We start from the raw sequence: 22,176 nt of genomic DNA on the forward strand, positions 1-22,176 counted from the left end.
GGCGTCAGGCGCGGCTGTGCGCGGGGTCGTACAGCTCGCCGCGCAGCAGCTGCAGCGGGGCCCGGTGGTAGAGCTTGATGTCGTGGAACGGGTCGGTGAGGATCTTGGTCATCCACACCAGGCCGGTCTGCACGTCGCGGAGGAAGAACAGGTGCACGGTGCGGAACAGCAGCCCGGCCACGCCGAGCGCCAGCCAGGCGGCACCGACGTCGCGCACGTAGCCCGTCCAGTCGGTGTGCGGCTCGATCAGGCCCATCAGGTCGGGGCTGGCCAGCAGCGCCAGCGGCACCGCGGCCCAGATGGCGATCAGCACCACCTTGCGGCGCAGGTTGTAGCCCACCTTGATCTCCTCCTTGTATTCGTTGGTGACCTGGTTCACATGGTCGTAGCCCAGGGGTTCGAAGAAGAAGTGGCCGGACTGCCGCGTCGTCATCGACACCAGCCAGCCGATCAGCGCCGAGACCACCGGATCGATGAACAGCCACCCGTAGGCCACCACGAAGCTGACCGCGCTGATGAAGTGCAGCGTCTGGTTGATGCGGTTGTGGTGGTAGTAGCGGTGGTCGTCCCAGCGCTGAGTCTTCAGGGCGTCGAAAAACGCGGTCATGCGGGCTCCTGCAAGGGTTTGGGGTGCGCGCATCGTGTCGCGATTGCGTGAAATCGCGGTGACAACACCGGGGCTTCACGGTTCGGTCTTGCCTCGGTCACATCGGCGGGCGCGCTGTCACAAATCTGTTGCGCCCCATGCGGACCATTGGCGCATGAAGACACTCGACGCCCAAGACATCCTGCTGCAGGACTTCCCTGCAGCGCACCCCTCGCTGCGCCTGGCGGTGGTCACGGAAACCTGGCCACCAGAAGTCAACGGTGTGGCCCTGACGCTGTCGCGGCTGGTGCAGGGCCTGTGCGAACGCAACCACCAGGTGCAGCTGGTGCGGCCCCGGCAGACCACGGGCGATCGCGGCGCGCGGGACATCGGGTTCGAAGAAAAGCTGATGCGCGGCATGCCGATCCCGCGCTATCCCCAGCTCAAGCTCGGGCTGCCGGGCCGCAAGGCGCTGATGGCGTCGTGGTCGCTTCAGCGCCCCGACCTGATCCACATCGCCACCGAAGGGCCGCTGGGCTGGTCGGCGCTGAAGGCGGCGCGCCAGCTGCGCATCCCGGTCACCTCCGACTTCCGCACCAACTTCCACAGCTACAGCCAGCACTACGGCCTGGGCTGGCTGCGGCGGCCAATTGCGGCCTACCTGCGCAAGTTCCACAACCAGACCCTGTGCACCATGGTGCCCACCCGCGCCCTGTGCGCCGAGCTGCTGTCACAAGGTTTCGAGCGTTTGCAGGTGGTGGCGCGCGGCGTCGACACCCGGCTGTTCGACCCCGGCCTTCACGACAACACGCTGCGGGCGCACTGGGGCGCTGGCCCCGGCGACCTGGTGCTGCTGGTGGTCGGGCGGCTGGCGCCCGAGAAGAACCTCGACCTGGTGCTGGAGGCCTTCGAGGCCATGCAGGCGGTGCACGAGGGTGTGCGCCTGGTGTTCGTGGGCGACGGGCCGATGCGCGATGCGCTGGAGCGGCGCTGCCCGCAGGCGCGGTTCATGGGCTCGCAGACCCAGGCCGAGCTGGCGCGCAGCTACGCCTCGGCCGACCTGCTGCTGTTTCCCAGCCTCACCGAGACCTTTGGCAACGTGACCCTGGAGGCCCTGGCCAGCGGGCTGCCGGTGCTGGCCTGTGCCTGCGCCGCCGCGGCCGAATGGGTGCAGACCGACCACAACGGCTGGACGGTGCCGGCTGGCGACCCGCAGGCTTTTGTGCAGATGGCGGTGGCGCTGGCGCGGGAGCCGGGACGGGTGGCCCGGGCCGCCGGGCAGGCCCGCGCCTCGGTGGAGCCGCTGGACTGGCCGCAGATCACCTTGCAGGTGGAAGCGCTGTTCCTGCGGGCGATGGAGTTGCACCGCAACGGCCGTCGGGGCCTGGAGGCCGCTCAGTGGGGCGCGAAGTCGTCCGTCGCCGCCGCGCCGGCGGGCTCGCTGTCGTCGAAGCTGTCGCGAAACGTGAACCAGATCGATGTGAAGAACATCGAGGCCATGAAGAGCACCGCCGGGTAGACGATCAGGCCCGCGGCCTCCGCGCCACCGAGCAGGGCGCTGAGCAGGCTGAGGGACACGCTGAAGGCCACGAACAGCCCGGTCCAACCCAGCAGGAACACCAGCAGCGCGCCCTTGTTGGCCCAGCAGGCCATCAGGCTGAAGAACAGGCTCTTGACCGGTGGCACGCCGTGCCAGAAGAGCAGGGCGGGCGCGTGCCAGAACAGCATCTGCAGCGGCATCATGGCAACCAGCCCGAACCAGAGGGCAGGGCTGGTGACCATGCTGCGCATGGCCTCTTCGGCGGTCATGGTGGCGGCGCCCTCGGGGTTGCCTTCCAGCAGGCCCACCAGCAGCAGGATCACCAGCAGCCCCAGGCCATACAGACCGCCCAGGGTGAGCATGCCCCGGGTTTTGGCGGGGCCGCCACGGAAGGCGGTGACCAGCTGCTTGGGCATCGGGAACCGCCCGGCCTCGGCCTCGCGCGAGGCCGACATCAGGCCCAGGTTGACCGCCGGGGTCAGCAGGGTGGCCAGGGCGGTGCCAAGAAACGGCACCAGGGCCAGCACCGATACCACCGCCATGAACATGAAGAACAGGCCCGACATGGCCAGGGGTTGCCGCAGAAAGGTCTTTACGCCCAGCCGGACCCATTGCAGGCCGGTGGATGCGGGCACGGTGCGCAGCTTCATGGCACGGCCCTCAGGCGGGCACGCCGCCGGCGTCGCGCAGCGAGTCCGCCAGGTCGCGGGCCTGGCGCACGCGCTCGCGCAGCACACGCTCGAAATGGCCCGGGTCGTGCGGCTTGAGCATGGCCGCCTCGCGCGGCAGGTGCCAGTCCCACAGGCGCGAGAGCCAGAAGCGCAGCGCGCCGGCGCGCAGCATGGCGGGCAGCAGCTGGCGCTCGGCCGCCGTCAGCGGTCGCACCGACTGGTAGGACGCCAGCATGGCGTGCGCGCGGCGCTCGTCGTGCAGGCCGTCGGCCGCCTCGTCGCCGTGGAAGATGCACCAGTCGTTGAGGGTGACGGCCAGGTCGAACAGCCAGCTGTCGTTGCCGGCAAAGTAGAAGTCGAAGAAGCCGCAGAGGCGGTCGCCGTCGAACATCACGTTGTCGCGGAACAGGTCGGCGTGCACCGGGCCATGGGGCAGCGCCTTGAAGGCGGGCTGCGCGGCCACGTGGTTCTGGTAGGCCAGTTCGCTGCGGATCAGGGTGGCCTGGTCGTCGCTCAGGTGCGGCAGCACCACCGGCACGGTTTCGTTCCACCAGGCCAGGCCGCGCAGGTTGGGCTGTTGCATGGCGAAGTCCTGGCCGGCCAGGTGCATGCGCGCGAGCATGGCGCCCACGGCCTCGCAGTGCACCACCGAGGGTCGCAGTTCGCTGTGCCCGGCCAGCTTGTTGACCACGGCCGCGGGCTTGCCCTGCAGCCGGTGCAGGATCTCGCCCCTGGTGTTGGCGGCGGGCTCGGGCACCGGGATGCCCTTTTGCGCCAGGTGCTTCATCAGCCGCAGGTAGTACGGCAGCTGTTCGAAGCCCAGGCGCTCGAACACCGTGAGCACGTGCTCGGTCTCGGCGCCGTCCAGCACAGTGGTGGCGAAGTAGTTGGTGTTTTCAATGCCCCCCTGGATGCCGCGCAAGGCGGTGAGCTCACCCAGTTGGAGTTCGCGCAGCAGCGCAGCGGCTTCGTCCTGCGGGACTTCGGTGTAAACGGCCATGGAAACGGGAAAGGATCAGAAGCTCAGAAGGCGCCAGCGGCTGCGGCCGCTGCTGCCGCCCTGGCCTTCGGAGGGAAGCTCCGCGCCGTTCTGGGGGGCAATTTCATAGGCCGGGGCGCCGTTCTTGGGCTGCACGTCGATGCTGCGGGTCTGGCCGCCGATGCGCACCTCGTCGATGCGGGAGCCAGCGTCTTCGTGCGTGATGCGTTCGATCACCTTGGCCTCGCCCGCCGGCAGCCGGGGCTGTTCGACCGGGGTGGGCGCCGGGGTGCCGGTCTGTGCCAGCACGGGCAGGGACGCGGCAATGGCGAGGGCCAGCGGGAGGGATCGGAGCAGGGTTGGGGCGCGCATGCCGCATTGTAGGCATGGAGCGCCTGCGCCGCACCCTGGCATCCCCGACAATCGCCCCCATGTCCGAACAATCCACACCGCGCCTGCTGCTGGTCGACGGCTCCAGCTACCTCTACCGCGCCTTCTTCGCTGGCGGCGACGCCATGAGCACCACCCTGCCCGACGGCACGGTGCAGAAGACGGGCGCCATCCGCATCATGATCAACATGATGCAGAAGCTGCTCAAGGACCACCCGTCCACCTGGGCCGCCTGCGTGTTCGACGCCTCGGGCCCGACCTTCCGCGACGCGCTCTACCCCGAGTACAAGCAGCACCGCAGCCCCATGCCCGACGACCTGCGCAGCCAGATCGCACCGATCCACGAGGTGGTGCGCCTCTCGGGTTGGCCGGTGCTGGACGTTCCGGGCGTCGAGGCCGACGACGTGATCGGCACCCTGGCGGTCGCGGCGGCCAGCCAGGGCATCGAGGTGCTGATCAGCAGCGGCGACAAGGACCTGGCGCAGCTGGTGAACGAACACATCACCATCATCGACACCATGAGCGGCAAGGTGCGCGACCTGGCCGGGGTGGAGGCGGAGTTTGGAGTGCCCGCGCGCCTGATGCTGGACTACCAGATGCTGGTGGGCGACTCCATCGACAACGTGCCCGGGGTGAACAAGGTCGGCCCCAAGACGGCCGTGAAGCTGCTGCAGGAGTACGGCTCCATCGACAACCTGATCGCGCAGGCGGACCAAGTGAAAGGCGCCGTGGGCGAGAACCTCCGCCAGGCGCTGGACTGGCTGCCCACCGGCCGCCAGCTGCTGACCATCAAAACCGACTGCGACCTCAACGGCTGGGTGCCCGGCCTGCCGGCGCTGGATGCGGTGCGCATGGGCGAACCGCAGAAGGAGCCGCTGCGCGCGTTCTACGAGACCTATGGCTTCAAGGGCCTGGCCAAGGCGCTGGGGGGCGGCGAGGCGGCTGTGCCCGCGGCTGCGTCCGCCCCTGTGCCCGGCTCCACCAACGACCTGTTCAGCGATCCGGCGTCCGACATTCCGAGGGCGTCGAACCTCGCCTACGACACCATCCTCACCTGGGAGGCCTTCGACGCCTGGCTGAACAAGCTGGAGGCCGCCGAGCTGACCGCCATCGACACCGAGACCACCTCGCTGGATGAAATGGTCGCGCAGATCGTGGGCATCAGCTTCAGCGTGACGCCGGGCGAAGCCGCCTACATCCCGCTCAAGCACGAAGGGCCGGACGCGCCCGGACAGCTGCCGTTCGACGAGGTGCTGGCCCGGCTCAAGCCCTGGCTGGAAAACCCGGCCAGGCAAAAGCTCGGCCAGCACATCAAGTACGACCGCCACGTCTTCGCCAACCACGGCATCGAGGTGCAGGGCTACGCGCACGACACCATGCTGCAGAGCTACGTGCTCGAAGTGCACAAGCCGCACGGTCTGTCGAGCTTGGCCGAGCGCCACCTGGGCCGCGGCGGCATCAGCTACGAAGACCTGTGTGGCAAAGGCGCGCACCAGATCCCGTTTGCCCAGGTGGACGTGGCGAAAGCCGCCGAATACTCGTGCGAGGACAGCGACCAGACCCTGGACGTGCACCGAGTGCTGTGGCCGCAGATCGAAGCCGACGCGAAGCTGAAGTTCATCTACGAGCTGGAGATCGCCAGCAGCGAAACGCTCTACCGCATCGAACGCAACGGCGTGCTGATCGACGCGCCCACGCTGGCCAAACAGAGCCATGAGCTGGGCCAGCGCATCTTCGCGCTGGAGCAGGAGGCGTATGAAATCGCGGGCCAGCCCTTCAACCTCAGCAGCCCCAAGCAGCTGGGCGAGATCTTCTTCGACAAGCTGGGCCTGCCGGTCATCAAGAAGACCGCCACCGGCGCGCGCAGCACCGACGAGGAGGTGCTGGAGAAGCTGGCCGAGGACTACCCGCTGCCGGCCAAGATCCTGGAACACCGCAGCCTCATCAAGCTCAAGGGCACCTACACCGACAAGCTGGCCCAGCTGGCGCTGCCGCGCACCGGCCGCGTGCACACCCACTACGCGCAGGCCGTGGCGGTGACCGGGCGCCTGTCCAGCAACGACCCCAACCTGCAGAACATTCCCATCCGCACCGCCGAAGGCCGCAAGGTGCGCGAGGCCTTCGTGGCCGCGCCGGACCATGTGATCGCCAGCGCCGACTACTCGCAGATCGAGCTGCGCATCATGGCCCACCTGAGCGACGATGCGGCTCTGCTGCGCGCCTTCCACGAGGGGCACGACGTGCACCGCGCCACCGCGGCCGAGGTGTTCGGCATCAAGCCCGAGGAGGTCAGCAGCGAGCAGCGCCGCTACGCCAAGACCATCAACTTCGGCCTGATCTACGGCATGGGCACCTTCGGCCTGGCCAAGTCGCTGGGCATCGAGAACGCCGCCGCCAAGACCTACATCGACCGCTACTTCGCGCGCTTCGCCGGCGTCAAGCAGTACATGGACGACACCCGCGCGCTCGCCAAGGAGCAGGGCTACGTGGAAACCGCGTTCGGCCGCAAGCTGGTGCTGCCCGACATCAAGAACGCCAAGGGCGCCAAGCTGGCCGCGCTGGAGCGCCAGGCCATCAACGCGCCCATGCAGGGCACGGCCGCCGACCTGATCAAGCTGGCCATGGTGGCGGTTCAGAAGGCGCTGGACGACCAGGGCAAGGGCACGAAAATGATCATGCAGGTGCACGACGAACTGGTGTTCGAGGTGCCCGAGGCCGAGGTGGACTGGCTGCGCACCGAGATCCCGCGCCTGATGGCGGGCGTGGCGCAGCTCAAGGTGCCGCTGCTGGCCGAGGTGGGCGTGGGGCCGAACTGGGAACAGGCGCACTGAGCGCCCGCTGCCTCAGCCCTCCGGCAGCACCACCTTGGTGTACGGGTGGTCGACGCCTTCTGCCCACCAGTTCGCCCACAGCCGGTCCGCGCCGCCCGGCGCGTCGGCCTGCAGGGTCATGAAATTGCGGCAGCCGATCAGCCGGCGCCGGGCGGTCGGGAATTCCACCATCTGGCCGGTGAGCCCCGGCTCCAGGGTCTCGGTTTGCTTGCAGGCCTCTTCGAGGAAGTAGCGCGCCACGCCGACCGGCGGCGGGTGGGTCACGCCGCTGCTGGTGAGCTGGGTCAGGCTGCGCGCCTCGGGCAAGAGGTCGCTGCGGTCCGACTCGATCACGCCGATGGCGGCCACGTGCACATCGCCCGAGAGCACGGTCACCCGCAGGCCGCGCGCGCTGGCGTCCAGCAGGCGGCGCACCAGGCGCAGGCGCTCGGCCTGGTGGGGGTGGCTGGTCCAGTGGTCGCGCAGGTCGTCCTCCAGTTCCTCGATGGCCGGCAGGGCGCCGAGCATCGTCTCCAGCTGCTCGAAGCTGGGGTGCATCACCGGAATGCTGCTCATCACCAGCAGGTGCCGCAGGTCGCCGGCGGCCAGCTGGGCGTCGAGCCAGGCGTAGACGGCGCTCCAGCTGGCCGGGCTCATCACCTGGTCGGCGAGCACGGTCCTGCGTCCGGCGGCGTCGGTGGTTTCGCTGCGCGGCCGGCGCTCGCTGCGCAGGTCGAGCACCAGCAGGCCGGTGCTGCCGAAGCGGTAGGCGCTGTTGTGCGCGGTCTGGGCGTTCAGGGTGGCGGGCGGCGGTGCGCCCAGCATCTGGCGCTGGAACAGTTCGAACGCAGAGCGGGCGACCTCGAACAGGCCCTGGAACACGGGGCTGCCGTGCAACTCGCACGGGTGTGAGCCCCAGCCGTCGATGATGTCGTGGTCGTCCCACATCATCACGCTGGGCACCGAGGCCAGCAGCGCGGCGGTCTCGGGCTGGTTCCAGCGTTCCAGGTAGAACCCGGCGAAACGGGTCTGCAGCGCGGCGCGCAGGCTGTCGCTCAAGGGCATGTGGGTGCGGGTGAACCACTCGACCTCGGTCCATGCCCGCAGCTCGGGCACGGTGGCCCAGATGTCGTCGCTGTAGATCTGGTCGCCGCCCATGAGCAGCAGCTCCAGCGGCCCGACCGGAATGCCGTCGACGCGCTCCTGCTGTTCGTGCAGGCGGCCCATGCGGGCCCAGAGGGCGTTGGCGTCTTTCATGGTTTTGCGGGTGCGCGCGTCGGAAAAGCCGTTGCATGAGACGTAGGCCATGCTTGGCGTGGCGCCCAGGGCCGGCACCTGGAAGCTGTGGCTGCGGCCGGCCAGCCGGTAGCCGATGCGCTGTGGCATCGCCGTCTGGCGCACCGCGATGTCGAAGCGCCAGGCGGTGGCGTCCAGGCCGGGCACCGGTCCGCTGGCGCCGTTGACCAGCTCGGCCGGCACATTCAGGCGCAGCGCCGGCTGCGGATCGGTGGCGTCGCAGACGATCATCAGGCTCAAACCCCAGACGCCACCCTGGCATCCGAGAAACTGCAGAATGGGTCCGGTCAGGGTCATGGCGCTGTCCTCCGATGCGCGCCATTGTGTGCCCGACCCGTGCGCGCCGCATCCCCTTTTCAACCACCCACAAGGAGACACCGATGCTCAACACCGACCTGATCACCGACAGCCAGGCCCTGCTCGACGCGAGGGCTTCGCACGGCCATGCCACCCGCCGCACCGCACTCAAGGCCGCCCTGGGAGTGGGCTACGCCGCCTCGGTGCTGCCGGTGATGGCACAGACGGCGATCAAGACGTCCACCGACGGGCTGACCGCGGGCGAGGTGATGATCGAGGTCAACGGCTTCAAGATGCCCGCCTACCGCGCCGCGCCGGCCGGCAAGACCGGGCTGCCGGTGGTGCTGGTGCTGTCCGAGATCTTTGGCGTGCACGAGTACATCGCCGACACCGCGCGCCGTTTCGCCAAGGCCGGGTACCTGGCCATCGCGCCCGAGCTGTTCGTGCGCCAGGGCGACGCCCAGAGCTATGGCGAGATGGCCAAGCTGATCGCCGAGGTGATCGCCAAGGTGCCGGACGCGCAGGTGATGGCCGATCTGGACGCCACGGTGAAGTGGGCCGCGGCCAACGGTGGCGACGCGAAGAAGCTGGGCGTGACCGGTTTCTGCTGGGGCGGGCGCCAGGTCTGGCTGTATGCCGCGCACAACCCGGCGGTGAAGGCCGGTGTGGCCTGGTACGGCCGGCTGGTCGGTCAGACCAGCGACCTCAATCCGAAGCACCCGGTGGATGTGGCGGCCGGCCTGCACGGTCCGGTGCTGGGGCTCTACGGCGCGGCCGACACCGGCATTCCGCTTGACACGGTTGATAAGATGAAAGCCGCTTTGGCCGCCGGCAATGCGGCGGCCAAGGCGTCGAGCTTTGTGGTGTACCCGGACGCGCCGCACGCCTTCCACGCCGACTACCGGCCGAGCTTCCGCAAGGAGCCGGCCGAGGACGGCTGGAAGCGGGCGCTGGCCTGGTTCCAGCAGCACGGCGTCGCCTGACGCTGCCCTGCAGACCCCACCCCCGGGCCGCCTGTGCGGCCCTTTCTTTTGGTTGACGACATTTCATGACCCTGATTGCGATCCTGTTGGGCACCGTGGCGGCGGGGGTGGGCAGCGTGTGGCTGGCTGCGGCGCTGGGCATGGGGGTGCTGGCGCGGTTCACGCAGCACATGCTGAGCCTGGCCGCGGGTGCGCTGCTGGCCACCGCCTTCATGCACCTGCTGCCCGAGGCGTTCGAGAGCCAGGCGGGCGCGCACGAGCTGTTTTCCCTGCTGCTGGGTGGTCTGGTGTTCTTCTTCCTGCTGGACAAGGCCGAACTGTGGCATCACGGCCATGAACACCATCACGGCGGTGGGCACCATGGACACGGGCATGCGCACGCCCACGGTCATGACCATGCGCACGGTCACAACCACGACCACGGGCACGGCGCTCGTTCCGGCGGCTGGACGGTGCTGGCCGGCGACAGCGTGCATGCGTTTGGCGACGGCATCCTGATCGCTTCGGCGTTTGTGGCCGACCTGCGGCTGGGCGTGGTGACCGCGCTGGCGGTGCTCGCACACGAGGTGCCGCACCACATGGGCGATCTGGTCGTCCTGCAGCAGACCTCGGGCACGCGCCGCGCGGCGCTGGTCAAGGTGTCGCTGGCGGGCACGGTGACAGCGCTGGGCGGCCTGGTGGGCTACGCGCTGCTGGGACAGCTCGAAGACTGGCTGCCGTACTTCCTGGTCGCGGCCTCCAGCAGCTTCGTCTATGTGGCACTGGCCGACCTGATTCCCCAGTTGCAGAAGCGGCTGGGCCTGCGCGCGACGGTCGCCCAGATCGCCTGGCTGCTGGCGGGCATCGCCTTGGTGACCCTGGTCAGCGGCATGGCGCACGGCCACTGAGCCGCAGACAGCGGCTTCAGCTGGTCGCCTCGCTGCCGAAACAGAACTCGAAACGGGCGCCCTGGCCCACGGCGCCTTCGCCCCAGATGTGGCCACCGTGGCGCTCCAGGATGCGCCGCACCGTGGCCAGCCCGATGCCGGAGCCCTCGAACTCGCTGGCGGTGTGCAGACGGTTGAAGGCCTTGAACAGACGCTCGGCACGCGCCATGTCGAAGCCCGCACCGTTGTCGCGGATGCAGAACACCGGCGCACCCGGGGCCGTCTGCTCGGCGCGGGTGAAGCTGATGCGGGCGTTGGTGGTCTGGCGGGTGTATTTCCAGGCGTTGCCCAGCAGGTTCTCCAGCACGATCTGCGCCATGCGCGGGTCGCAGTCGGCATACAGCCCTTCTTCGATCGCCACCTCGACCTCGCGCGTCGGATCGCGGTGGCGCTCCTGGCGGATCACGTCGTGCGCGAGCTCGCTGAGGTTGGTGTTCATGCGCTGCAGGGTGCCCTGGCTCACGCGCGCCAGTGCCAGCAGATCGGTGATGAGGCTGTTCATGCGATGGACCGAAGCCTCGATGCGCTCGAACAGGTCGATGTCCTCCGCGGTCATGCGCCCGGCCATCTGCTCGCGCAGCAGGTGGCTGAAGCCGTCGATGGAGCGCAGCGGCGACTTGAGGTCGTGCGAGACGGAGTAGGCGAAAGAGTCCAGCTCGCGGTTGAGGTACTGCAGCTGGGCGGTGCGCGCCGCCACACGGTGCTCCAGCGTGTCGTGCAGCTTGTGGATTTCACGGTCGCGGCGCAGCCGCTGCAGCTCGGCGTTGCAGCGGCTGGCGAAGATGGTCAGCAGGGCGTCCAGCTGGGCGTTCGGTGGCGGCCGCTGGCGCCAGACGGCGATGAGCAGGCCCACCACCGAGCCGTCCCCATCGCGCAGCGGCAGGCCCAGCACGGACTGGAGCGGGGCTTCCGAAAACGGCGGCACCAGGTTCAGGTGGGCAGGGCGAGGGCTCTCGAAGCGCAGCAGTGCGGGTTGCAGCAGGGCCTGTTCGCAGAGCGTCTTGTGCAGCGGGTGGGTGCTGTTGGGGAGCAACCGGCCGTCCCACACCAGGGCCAGGGTGTTCATCTGTTTCAGAGGATCCACCTCGCCCACCACGACGCCGTCGGCGCCGATGGCGTCGGCCAGGTGCTCGACCAGCGAGCGGAAGAAGGCCTCGCCCGTGTCGCCAGAGACGCCCTCGGCCACGTTCAGCAGCATGGCTTCGCGCCGCTTCTCTTCGTCCACATTCAGGGTGAAGGAGAGGGCGCAAGGCTCGTTGTCGATCTCGATGATCTCCGCCCACACCCTCACGGGAACGATGGCACCCGCCTTGGTCCGCATCCGGGTCTCGTATCCCTGCAGCCGGCCGTCGCGCCGAAGGGTGGCCACATAGTGGTTGCGGTCGGTCTCGGAAACCCAGACGCCCACCTCCATCGACGTCTTGCCTTCGAATTCCGCCTGTGTCCATCCCAGCACCCGCTCGTTGGCGGGGTTGACCTCGACGAAGCGGCCGTCGCTCAGGCGGGTGATGGTCATGCCCAGCGGGCTGAAGTTGAACGCCTTCGAGAAGCGCTCGCGCGAGATCTCCAGTTCGCGGCGCGAGGCCACATCGGCCGACAGGTCGAACACCACCGCGATCAGCAGCCGTTCGGTGGCGCTCTGCGTGACCTCGGCATGCACCATGGCCGGGAACGCACACCCGTCCTTGCGCTGGGCCAGTCCCCGGAGGCCGCCAACCCGCCCCTGGGTGTCGATGAGCCGGCGGAACTCGGTCTGTTCCTCGTCGCGGGCCCACACCCTGGGTGGAGGATGACCCACCAGCTCCTCGTTCGTGTATCCGAACAGCGACTGGAAGGCCTGGTTGGCGTCGAGCACGTCCTGCGTGTCCAGCGACTGCACCAGGCAGGCGGCCGGCGTGCTGCGGAACAGGGCCTGGAAGCGATCCTGGCTCTGGCGCAGCAGGCGCTCGACCTCGCGGCTGTGCTCCAGTGCCAGGTTCTGGCTGCGGTACGCGTCCAGCATGCGCCGCCGGCCCAGGTTGACCGTGATCATCAGGCTGATGAGGATGGTGGTCTGCACAATCCACACGGTCCAGCCGGTGCGCGTCTCCGGCGTCGGCATCAGCTGCAGGTTCTCGGCGATGTTGAGCACCCCGAGGATGGTGATGCCCAGCACGCCGCTGATCAGCATGTTCCTGCGTGAGAGAAAGACTCCTGCAGCGACCACCGCCGCGATCATGACCAGCGCGGCCATGCTGCGCACCGTGCCATGGGCCACGATGGCGGCACCCGATGTGAAGATCAGCGTGTACACCAGCAGTGGCGCCACCAGTGGGCGCAGGCGCGTGGCGTACAGGCCCAGCAGCAGGTAGTCGGTGAGCGAGAAAGCGAGGGCCACCCAGGTCAGCGCCACCAGCCCGTCCCTCAGATGCACGCCGAACGCCACCAGCGGACCGGCGATACCGATGCACAGCAGCAATGCCAGCAGGGATCGATCCTGGTAGCGCTGCAGATTGAGCGGCTGGCCGGTCACCTCGGCGGCGGGGAGGGGGGCTGGTGCGTTCATCGAGGCGCCCTGGCGGGAGTCAGGGAGAAGCGGAACTCGGCGCCTTCTCCGGGCCTTCCGATGCCCTGGACCTGGCCGCCGTGCCGGTCCACGATGCGGCGCACCGTGGCCAGTCCGATGCCCGTGCCTTCAAACTCGCTCGGTCCGTGCAGGCGCTGGAATGGCTTGAACAGCTTGTCGGCATAGGCCATATTGAAGCCTACGCCGTTGTCCCGCACGAAAAAGCTCGCGCGGCCCGGGCCACCGTCCTTGCAGCGCCCCATCTCGATCAGCGGCTGTGGCTGGTCCCGGGTGTACTTGATGGCGTTGCCCAGCAGGTTCTCCAGCGCGATGCGCGCCAGCCGGGCGTCGCAGACGCTGACCAGGCCCGGCTCGATGCGCCACGCGAGAGGTCGGCCCGGTTGCCTGGCCTGTTCCGCGCGCATCACCTGTTCGGCGATCTCGCTCAGGTTGGTCGGGCTCAGCACCATCTTGCCCTGGCTGACGCGGGCCAGTGCCAGCATGTCGGCGATCAGGGTGCTCATGCGGTGGGTCGACGCCAGCACGCGCTGCAGCAGCTGCTCCTCATCGGCGGTCAGCCGTCCCTGCAACTGTTCGCTCAGCAGGCTCGTGAAGCCGTCGATCGCACGCAATGGCGACTTCAGGTCGTGCGACACCGAGTAGGCGAACGAGTCGAGCTCCGCGTTGAGCTTCTGCAACTCGGCGGTGCGCGACTGCACCCGTTGCTCCAGCGTCGCGTTGAGCTGCTGGATTTCGCGCTCGCGCCGCAGCCGCATCAGTTCGGCCGTGGCCCGGCTCGCAAAGATCGACATCAGCGCGCGCATCTCGGCGGTGAGTGTGATGGGCTGGCGCCACATGGCCGAGAGCAAGCCAATGGCGGTGCCGTCCTGGTCGCGCAGGCTCTGGCCGATGTAGGCGCTGGCCTGCATCCCGGTCTTCGACGACAGCGATGGGTAGGTGTGGGCGAGGCCTTGCTCGTGGACGCACAGGTCGCTGCGCGAAAGGGCCTCGCCGCAGGGGGTGCCCTCGGGGGCATAGACGATGTTGGGCACCAGGGCGCCGTCCATGGACATCGCCAGTGTCTGCACCTCCTGGTCGGGCATCAGCTCGCTGACCATCACCACGTCGGCCTTCAGGGCGGGGGCTGCGTGGCGGGCCAGCGCGGTGAAAAAGGCCGCGCCCGTTTCGCCCGTCATGCCCTGCGCCACGCTCAGCAGCAAGGCCTCGCGCCGCTTCTCTTCCGACACGTTCACTGTGGACGACAGAATGCACTCTTCGCCCTCGATGTCGATCAGCACCGCCCACAGCCTCACGTCGACCGGCTTGCCGTCCCTGCCGCGCATCTGGCTCTCGTAGGCCAGCACCCGCCCGTCGTGCTTGAGTTTGTCGACGTAGGCCTGCCGGTGGGCTGGTGTGAGCCAGGCGCCGGTTTCCAGCGTGGTCTTGCCGCGCAGGGCGTTCACACCGATGCTGTCGGAGATGAGTCCTGCCCGGTTCACCTCCAGGATACGGCCGTCGGACAGGCGCGTGATCGCGAGGTTCATCGGACTGAAGTTGAAGGCCTTGGCAAAGCGCTCTTCCGAACGCCGCAGGCGTTCGATGGTGGCGTTCTGCTCGGTGATGTCGGTGACCGTGGTGATGATCAGCCGGTCCTGCGGATCGTCCCCCATCTCGCTGCTGATCAGCGCCTCGAAGCGGCTGCCGTCGGCCCGCAGTCCCTGGACATGGACCTGGTCTGCGCGGCGCAGGGCGAACAGTTGTTCCAGGTAGAGGGCGCGCTGCTCCGGTTCGGCCCAGAGCATGGCGTCGGTGCAGCCGAGCACGTCCTCGCGGGTGTGTCCATAGCAGCGCTCGAAGGCCGGGTTGACGTCCAGGATCAGGCCGCTGCGGGCCGACTGCGCAATCATCGGGCTGGGGCTGTTGCGGAAGATCCGGGTGAACCGCTCCAGGCTCTGGTCCCGTTCCTGCTCGCTGCGGATGCGCCGCTCCAGCTCGCGGCGCTGAAGATCCAGCGCCTGCTGGGCCCGGCTGCGGCTGTGGTAGACCATGATCGCCACCACGACCATGGTCATGGACTGGGTCAGCCACACCGTGAACCCAACCTTGAAGTTGGCCGGTTTGAACCAGCCACTCCACTCCATCCAGGTGAGGACGCCCAGGACCACCACGCTCAGGGTCACGGTGACGAACAGCGCGCGCCGGGGCAGGAAGATGCCGGCACCGGCCACCACTGCCACGAACAGGAAGCCCGCGGCGGTGCGCACCGAGCCGAAAGCCACGATGGCGATCACCGTCGAGATCAGGACCGCGGTCACCAGCAGCGGTGCTACGAGTCGCTGGAATCCCTTGCTCAGCAACAGCAGGACCGTCCAGGCCGACAGCGCGATCAGCGCGGGCGCGATCACCTCCGACAGGTTGGATGTGCTCAGATACACCAGGGGTGCCTGGACGGTGGCAGCAATGGCCACCAGCAGACCGATGGCCCGCAGTGGACTGGAAGAGGGTTCGGAGGACGGGCTGGACACGCGGGACAGGGCTTCAGGCATCGGTTGGCGTATGGGCGCGTGTCTGACCTATCGTCCCGTCAGCCGGGAACTTGACTCCGGGCACAGGGCAGGCCTGGCGTGTTGCACCATTCGCTCCAGCTGCCTGGAAAGAGGGCTGTGCGTCCGAAGCCGGCGATTTCCATGGCCAGCAGGTTGGGTATGGCGCTCACGCCACTGCCGCAGTGGTGCACCACCGCGGCCGGGTCGCGCGACCCCAGCAGGCGCTCGAATTCGGCCCGCAATTCGGTGGCCGGCTTGAAGCGGCCGTCCGGTCCGATGTTCTCGGTGAACGGCCGGTTGAGCGCCCCCGGGATGTGGCCCGCTACCGGGTCCAGTGGTTCGACCTCGCCGCGGAAGCGGGCCGCGGCGCGTGCGTCGACCAGTGTGAGGTCGGGCTGGCCCAGCCGGCGCGCAATGTCCGGCGCCGCCAGCGTTTCGGCGCGGGCAGGCTGCAGTTCGAAACGGCCGGCGGGGAGCGAAGGCGACGCGCCTTCGATGACCGCACCGCCCGCGGCCTCCCAGGCGGCCATTCCGCCGTCGAGCACCGCCACGGCCTCGTGGCCGCACCACTTGAGCATCCACCAGAGCCGGCCACAGTAGTTCGCGCCCTGCCGGTCCATCGCCACCACCTGCTGGCCCGGGTTCAGACCCAGCGCCTGCAGACGCCTGGCAAACGTTTCGCGGGAGGGCAGGGGATGCCTTCCGCCACTGGCGCGGTCGGGTCCGGTCTTGTCGCTCAGGTGCTCGTCTAGGTCCACATGCACCGCGCCGGGGATGTGGGCGGCTTCGAACTGCTGGCGCCCGGCGGCGGGGTTCATCAGGTCGAAGCTGCAGTCCATCATCAGCGCCGGCTGGCGGTCGTCCAGGAGTTGCCGCAGCTGCGCGGCAGAAATGAGGGTTGTGTACATGTGGCTGATTTTCAAGTACGGAGGGACCGCTGACGATCACACCAAAGTCCTAAAGACCCACCCACCGCATGCAGACGCGCACGGATTCAGTGCTCTTCTGCCGGCGCGTGGGGCACGGCGCGCGCGCGCAGCACGGTGGCCGCGATGCCGCTGACGATGATCAGGCCCATGCCGGCCCAGCCGATCAGGGGCAGCCGGTCGCCGAACACGGTCAGTCCGAAGATGCCGGCGAACACGATGCCCGAATACTGCAGGTTGGCCACGACCATGGTGGCACCGCTGGCGTAGGCACGGGTCATGCACAGCTGGCCGCCCAGCGCCAGCAGCCCGATGGGCAGCAGCCAGAGCGCGGAAGGCCAGCTCCATGGCGTGGCACCGACGAACAGCATGCCGATCAGGCCGGCGACCACAGCCCCGATGGAGAAATAGAACACCGTGCGGCTCTCGGGCTCACCCGCCCGGCTCAGCGCCGACACCTGCAGGTAGGCGAAAGCCGCGAAGATGCCGGACATCAGGCCAACCAGTGCGCCCAGCATCTGGTCGGGAGCCAGGGTGGGGCGCAGCATCATCGCCACGCCGCCGAAGCCCGCCAGCACGGTCAGGAACAGGGGAGCCTGTTGCCGGACCGGCGCATTGCGGCCCTGGGTCAGCAGGGCACCGCCGAGCAGGAAGGTGGCGATCCAGACGCTGCTCATGTAGTTGAGCGTCATCGCCGTCGCCAGCGGGAGGATGGCAATGGCGTAGAACCAGGCGGTCAGCGAGATGGTGCCCACCACGCTGCGCCAGACATGCATCATGGGCACCGTGGTGCGCAGCGAGACGCCGCTGAACCGGGTGAACCCGTAGAGAAACACCACCCCCACCAGACCGCGGTAGGTGACGATCTCGAAGCTGTTGAAGTGCGCGGATGCGAACTTGATGCAGACCCCCATGCTGGCGAAAAACAGGGACGCCAGCAGCATCCAGAGGGCCTGCATGGGGTCTCAGCCTTTCAGCGCATCGCCGAGGCGGCCGCGGTACCACTCGTGGAAGTGCTGCATGCCGTCTTCCATCGGGCTCTGGTAGGGGCCGACCTCGTTGTCGCCGCGCTCGTACAGGGCCTTGCGGCCCGCGTCCATGCGCTCGGCGATCTCGTCGTCCTCGATGCAGGTCTCCATGTAGGCGGCGCGCTGCGCCTCCATGAAACCGGGTTCGAAGGCGGCGATCTCCTCGGGGTAGTAGAACTCCACCATGTTGAGTGTCTTGTCGACCCCCAGCGGGTGCAGGGTCGAGACCGTCAGCACGTGCGGGTACCACTCCACCATGATGTGCGGGTAGTAGGTCAGCCACACCGCGCCCTGTGCGGGCAGCTCGCCGTTGCGGTACTGCATCAGCACCTCGTGCCACTTCTGGTACGTGGCGCTGCCGGACTTGAGCAGGTTCTGGATGCCCACGGTCTGCACCGAGTACTCGGGCTTGAACTCCCACTGCAGGTCGTCGCAGGTGACGAAGTTGCCCAGTCCGGGGTGGAAGGGCACGACGTGGTAGTCCTCCAGATAGACCTCGATGAAGGTCTTCCAGTTGTAGTTGCAGGTGTGCAGTTCGACGTGGCCCAGCACCATGCCCTCGAAGCTCAGCGTGGACGCCGGACCCATGTTCGCCAGATCGGCGGCGATGTCGCGGCCGTTGTCTTCGAACAGCAGGCCGTTCCATTCGCGCAGCGAATAGCGCTTGAGATCGGCGCAGGGGTCGTGCGAGAAATGCGGGGCGCCCAGCAGGTTGCCCAGCTTGCTGTTGGCCGACTGGCCACCGCTGTAGGTCCAGCGGTGCAGGGGGCAGACGATGTGGCCACCGCTGTGACCCTTGGCGTTCTGGTTCAGGTTGCCGCGGCCCTTGAGCATCACGGCCTGTCGGTGGCGGCAGATGTTGGAGACGAGTTCGACGCCGTTGGCGGTGCGAACCAGCGCGCGTCCTTCACCCTCCTGTGGCAGGGCGAAGTAGTCGCCCAGCTCGGGAACCGCGTTCACGTGCCCCACGTAGCGGGGCCCGTGCTGAAAGATCGTTTCAAGTTCCCTGCGGAACAATGCCTCGTCGAAGTAGCTGGAAACCGGCAATTGGCTTGCGGCCTGCTGCAATTGAAGACTCAAATCAGACATGGTGGTCTTGACCTAAAGACTCCCCCTATGAAGGGGCAGGGTGAAGCGCTCGAGCGAGTGAACGATCTGCGCGGGATGGGTGAAGTGCTGCGTCCCTCCGGGCGTGCGAGGCCCGTCAGTTGAACAAAAAAGAGGCGGGATTGTACCCCGCCCCTTCCAGGCCCCTGCGGTGGCTGGAGTTTGAGCGGACCGGGGGATAAAATCGCGCGCTGGCCCTGCCGTCCGCAGGGTGTCCGTCGGGTGTTTGCCACCCGCAATCGACTTCAGCGAATGACCTCTCCGACCCCCACAAAGTCCACCCGATCAAGCCGCTCGGCCGACGCGTCTGCCACCCCGGCCAGCTACGAGGCCGCGCTGGAGGAGCTGGAGCAGCTGGTCGCCCAGCTGGATGCGGGGCAGTTGCCGCTGGACCAGCTGCTGGGTCGCTACCAGCGCGGCGCCGAGCTGCTGGCCTACTGCCGCACCCGGCTGGAGGCGGTGGAGCAGCAGATCAAGGTGCTCGAAAACGGCGAGCCCAAACCCTGGGACGGCCAATGAGCGCGGGCCTGTCGGACAACACCGCGTTCGTGGCCTGGCGGGTGCGCCAGCAGGAGCACGTGGAGCAGGCCCTGTCGAACTGGGTGCTGGCCGATGCGCCGGCGGGTCTGGGGCTGGTCATGCGCTATGCGGTACTGGACGGCGGCAAGCGCCTGCGCCCGCTGCTGGCGCTGGCAGCTTGCGAGGCCGTGCAGGGCGACCCTGCAGTGGCCATGCGGGCGGCCTGTGCGGTGGAGCTCATCCATGCGTATTCCTTGGTCCACGACGACATGCCTTGCATGGACAACGATGTGTTGCGGCGGGGCAAGCCCACAGTGCATGTGAAGTACGGCGAGGCGCAGGCGCTGCTGGCCGGCGACGCCCTGCAGGCCCTGGCGTTCGAGTTGCTGGTGCCCGACGACGGTTCGGTGCCTGCGGCGCTGTCGGCCCGCCTGTGCCGCCAGCTGGCCGTGGCGGCCGGTGCATCCGGCATGGCCGGGGGGCAAGCCGTCGACCTCGCCAGCGTCGGCGTGGCGCTGGACCAGAAGGCCCTGGAGGGCATGCACCGTCTCAAGACCGGTGCGCTGCTGCAGGCCAGCGTCATGATGGGCGCGTCCACCGCCGCTCTAGACGCGGCCGTGCTGCGGCAGTTGTCCACCTACGGCGCCTGCATCGGCCTGGCCTTCCAGGTGGTCGACGACATCCTGGACGTCACCACCGACTCCGCGACGCTGGGCAAGACCGCGGGCAAGGACGCCGCCGCCGACAAGCCCACCTTTGTGTCGCTCATGGGCCTGGAGTCGGCCCAGGCCTACGCCGACGAGGTGCTGGACCAGGCGCACCAGGCGTTGTCCGCCAGTGCCTTGCCCCACACCGACACCCTGCATGCGCTGGCCGACTGGGTTGGCCGCCGCGCGTCCTGAACCCGGAAAGCCGCCCTCAAGCGAAATACCTGCCCCATGAGCAACCTGCTGTCCACCATCGAATCCCCGGCCGACCTGCGGCGCCTGTCCCGCACGCAGCTGCGCCCCCTGGCCGACGAACTGCGCGACCATGTGCTGCAGAGCGTCTCGAAAACCGGCGGGCACCTCAGTTCCAACCTCGGCACGGTGGAGCTCACGGTGGCGCTGCACTATGTCTTCAACACGCCCGAAGACCGGCTGGTCTGGGACGTGGGCCACCAGACCTACCCGCACAAGATCCTGACTGGCCGCCGCGACCGCATGTCCACGCTGCGCCAGTTCGGTGGCATCAGCGGTTTTCCGCGCCGCGACGAGAGCGAGTACGACACCTTTGGCACCGCCCACTCGTCCACCAGCATCTCGGCGGCGCTGGGCATGGCACTGGCCGCCAAGATGAAAGGCGAGAGCCGCCACGCGGTGGCCATCATCGGTGACGGCGCCATGACCGCGGGCATGGCCTTCGAGGCGCTGAACAACGCCGGTGTCGAACACGGCCGCCTGCTGGTGATCCTCAACGACAACGACATGTCGATCTCGCCCCCGGTGGGCGCGCTCAACCGCTACCTGGCCCAGCTCATGAGCGGCCAGTTCTACGCCGCCGCCAAGAACGTCGGCAAGACTGTGCTCAAGGGCGCGCCGCCGCTGTTCGAACTGGCCAAGCGGCTGGAAGAGCACGCCAAAGGCATGGTGGTGCCGGCCACGCTGTTCGAGAAGTTCGGCTTCAACTACGTCGGCCCCATCGACGGGCACGACCTCGACTCGCTCATCCCCACGCTGGAGAACGTGCGCCACCTGCTGGACAACGGTGCGGGGCCGCAGTTCCTCCACGTGGTCACGAAGAAGGGGCAGGGCTACAAGCTGGCCGAGGCGGACCCCGTGGCCTACCACGGCCCCGGCAAGTTCGATCCCGCCGTGGGCCTGGTCAAACCGGCCACGCCCCCCAAACCCACGTTCACGCAGGTGTTCGGACAGTGGTTGTGCGACATGGCTGCCGCCGACCCCAAGCTGGTCGGCATCACCCCAGCCATGCGCGAGGGCTCGGGCATGGTGGAGTTCCACCAGAGGTTCCCGGGCCGTTATTTCGACGTCGGCATCGCCGAACAGCATGCGGTGACCTTTGCCGCCGGGCTGGCTTGCGAAGGCATGAAGCCGGTGGTCGCGATCTACTCCACCTTCCTTCAGCGGGGCTACGACCAGCTGATTCACGATGTGGCGCTGCAGAGGCTGCCCATGGTGTTCGCACTGGACCGCGCGGGCCTGGTGGGTGCCGATGGCGCGACCCACGCCGGTGCCTACGACATCGCCTACCTGCGCTGCATCCCCAACATGTCGATCGCCTGTCCGTCGGACGAGGCGGAAACGCGCCAGTTGCTGTCGACGGCCCACCACCAGGACCACCCGGTGGCGGTGCGCTATCCGCGCGGTGCCGGTGTGGGCGCGGCGGTGCCGGCCAGTCTGGATGGGCTGCCGTTCGGCAAGGGCGAAGTGCGGCGGCGTGGCCATGGCGTGGCCATCCTGGCCTTTGGAACCCTGCTGCATCCGGCGCTGGCGGCCGCCGAGGCGCTCGGTGCCAGCGTCGCCAACATGCGCTGGGCCAAACCGCTTGACATGGACCTGCTGCGCGAGATGGCGCACAGCCACCAGGCGCTCGTCACGGTGGAAGAGGGCTGCGTCATGGGTGGCGCCGGCAGTGCCGTGCTGGAGGCCCTGCAGGCCGAGGGTCTGTCGATGCCCGTGCTGCAGCTCGGGTTGCCCGACGAGTTCATCGAGCACGGTGATCCCGCCAGGCTGCTGGCCAACGTGGGGCTGGATGCCAGCGGCATCGAGTCGTCCATCAGGCAACGTTTTGCCGACGTGCTGGGTGGCTCCGGTGGTCTCAAGGCGGCCGCCTGAACGACCGCGTTGAAGAAATTTCACGGCCTGTTTGAGGCGTTTCGAAAGCCTGCACGGTTTGAGTGCAGCAAGCTTGCAAAAGCCTGAAAGCGTTCACGATCTTGCTCTGATTTCGAGGGAAAACCCCCACGGAAGGGGGGGGGTGCGTTCCTACAATGGCCCGGACTGCAGAAGTCCCCGACCCTTCCGGGCG

16 protein-coding genes and 1 pseudogene are annotated in these 22,176 nt (G+C 68.2%); 7 read left to right on the top strand and 10 right to left on the bottom strand.

Annotated elements, in window-relative coordinates; translation table 11 throughout:
• Positions 1-4: 4 nt before the first annotated feature.
• Positions 5-607 (bottom strand): hypothetical protein, encoded by a 603-nt coding sequence (locus tag HPF_RS09305; RefSeq protein ID WP_133156435.1) that lies wholly within the window; start codon positions 605-607, stop codon positions 5-7.
• 154 nt (positions 608-761) lie between these two features.
• On the opposite strand from HPF_RS09305, the gene HPF_RS09310 reads away from it, so the two are divergent.
• Positions 762-2,105 (top strand): glycosyltransferase family 4 protein, encoded by a 1,344-nt coding sequence (locus tag HPF_RS09310; protein WP_133156436.1) that lies wholly within the window; start codon positions 762-764, stop codon positions 2,103-2,105.
• Here the strand turns inward: HPF_RS09310 and HPF_RS24060 are convergent.
• The 3 genes and pseudogenes from HPF_RS24060 to HPF_RS09325 form a co-directional block, all read right to left on the bottom strand.
• Positions 2,093-2,776 (bottom strand): annotated as a pseudogene (locus HPF_RS24060) (BPSS1780 family membrane protein); the annotation flags it as partial. The gene HPF_RS09310 and the pseudogene HPF_RS24060 sit on opposite strands and share 13 nt — an antisense overlap.
• A 10-nt stretch (positions 2,777-2,786) precedes the next feature.
• Positions 2,787-3,797 carry a homoserine kinase gene (locus tag HPF_RS09320; protein WP_133156438.1) on the bottom strand — a complete coding sequence of 337 codons (1,011 nt, stop codon included), beginning with the start codon at positions 3,795-3,797 and terminating at the stop codon, positions 2,787-2,789.
• 15 nt (positions 3,798-3,812) lie between these two features.
• A complete protein-coding gene (locus HPF_RS09325) occupies positions 3,813-4,148 on the bottom strand; it encodes a hypothetical protein (RefSeq protein ID WP_133156439.1) in 336 nt (111 codons plus the stop codon).
• A 59-nt stretch (positions 4,149-4,207) separates the two neighbouring features.
• Between HPF_RS09325 and polA the strand changes: the two genes are divergently transcribed.
• Complete coding sequence (gene polA / locus HPF_RS09330; protein WP_133156440.1) at positions 4,208-6,997, top strand: DNA polymerase I; 2,790 nt, start codon at positions 4,208-4,210, stop codon at positions 6,995-6,997.
• Positions 6,998-7,009: 12 nt separating this feature from the next.
• Here polA and HPF_RS09335 read toward each other — a convergent pair whose 3' ends face one another.
• A complete protein-coding gene (locus tag HPF_RS09335) occupies positions 7,010-8,569 on the bottom strand; it encodes an alkaline phosphatase D family protein (protein ID WP_133156441.1) in 1,560 nt (519 codons plus the stop codon).
• A gap of 83 nt (positions 8,570-8,652) precedes the next feature.
• On the opposite strand from HPF_RS09335, the gene HPF_RS09340 reads away from it, so the two are divergent.
• Complete coding sequence (locus HPF_RS09340) at positions 8,653-9,552, top strand: dienelactone hydrolase family protein (protein ID WP_133156442.1); 900 nt, start codon at positions 8,653-8,655, stop codon at positions 9,550-9,552.
• 65 nt (positions 9,553-9,617) lie between these two features.
• Positions 9,618-10,439: a ZIP family metal transporter gene (locus HPF_RS09345; protein WP_133156443.1), complete on the top strand. Its 822-nt coding sequence runs from the start codon at positions 9,618-9,620 to the stop codon at positions 10,437-10,439.
• Between the two features lie 16 nt (positions 10,440-10,455).
• On the opposite strand, the gene HPF_RS09350 is transcribed toward HPF_RS09345, so the two are convergent.
• The 5 genes from HPF_RS09350 to HPF_RS09370 form a co-directional block, all read right to left on the bottom strand.
• A complete protein-coding gene (locus HPF_RS09350; RefSeq protein WP_133156444.1) occupies positions 10,456-13,023 on the bottom strand; it encodes a PAS domain-containing sensor histidine kinase in 2,568 nt (855 codons plus the stop codon).
• Entirely contained in the window at positions 13,020-15,569 is a 2,550-nt protein-coding gene (locus tag HPF_RS09355; protein ID WP_133156445.1) for a PAS domain-containing sensor histidine kinase, read from the bottom strand. Before HPF_RS09355 ends, HPF_RS09350 begins: the two co-directional genes overlap by 4 nt.
• Positions 15,570-15,607: 38 nt before the next feature.
• Positions 15,608-16,477: a sulfurtransferase gene (locus HPF_RS09360; RefSeq protein WP_133156446.1), complete on the bottom strand. Its 870-nt coding sequence runs from the start codon at positions 16,475-16,477 to the stop codon at positions 15,608-15,610.
• Positions 16,478-16,563: 86 nt separating this feature from the next.
• Positions 16,564-17,454, bottom strand: coding sequence for a DMT family transporter (locus HPF_RS09365; protein ID WP_079366043.1), 891 nt, complete (start codon positions 17,452-17,454; stop codon positions 16,564-16,566).
• A gap of 6 nt (positions 17,455-17,460) precedes the next feature.
• Positions 17,461-18,612, bottom strand: a complete 1,152-nt coding sequence (locus tag HPF_RS09370) for an aromatic ring-hydroxylating oxygenase subunit alpha (RefSeq protein ID WP_066159040.1) — start codon at positions 18,610-18,612, stop codon at positions 17,461-17,463.
• Positions 18,613-18,882: 270 nt separating this feature from the next.
• On the opposite strand from HPF_RS09370, the gene HPF_RS09375 reads away from it, so the two are divergent.
• The 3 genes from HPF_RS09375 to dxs are packed head-to-tail and all read left to right on the top strand — an operon-like array spanning position 18,883 to position 21,983.
• On the top strand, positions 18,883-19,149 hold the full coding sequence (locus tag HPF_RS09375; protein WP_133156447.1) for an exodeoxyribonuclease VII small subunit: 267 nt from the start codon (positions 18,883-18,885) through the stop codon (positions 19,147-19,149).
• Positions 19,146-20,051 (top strand): polyprenyl synthetase family protein, encoded by a 906-nt coding sequence (locus HPF_RS09380; RefSeq protein WP_066159035.1) that lies wholly within the window; start codon positions 19,146-19,148, stop codon positions 20,049-20,051. The genes HPF_RS09375 and HPF_RS09380 overlap by 4 nt, the downstream gene beginning before the upstream one ends.
• Before the next feature lie 36 nt (positions 20,052-20,087).
• Positions 20,088-21,983, top strand: coding sequence for a 1-deoxy-D-xylulose-5-phosphate synthase (gene dxs, locus HPF_RS09385; RefSeq protein WP_133156448.1), 1,896 nt, complete (start codon positions 20,088-20,090; stop codon positions 21,981-21,983).
• Positions 21,984-22,176: the final 193 nt, after the last annotated feature.

The organism is Hydrogenophaga pseudoflava (genome assembly GCF_004353865.1).
In the GTDB taxonomy this organism is placed as follows: domain Bacteria; phylum Pseudomonadota; class Gammaproteobacteria; order Burkholderiales; family Burkholderiaceae_C; genus Hydrogenophaga; species Hydrogenophaga pseudoflava.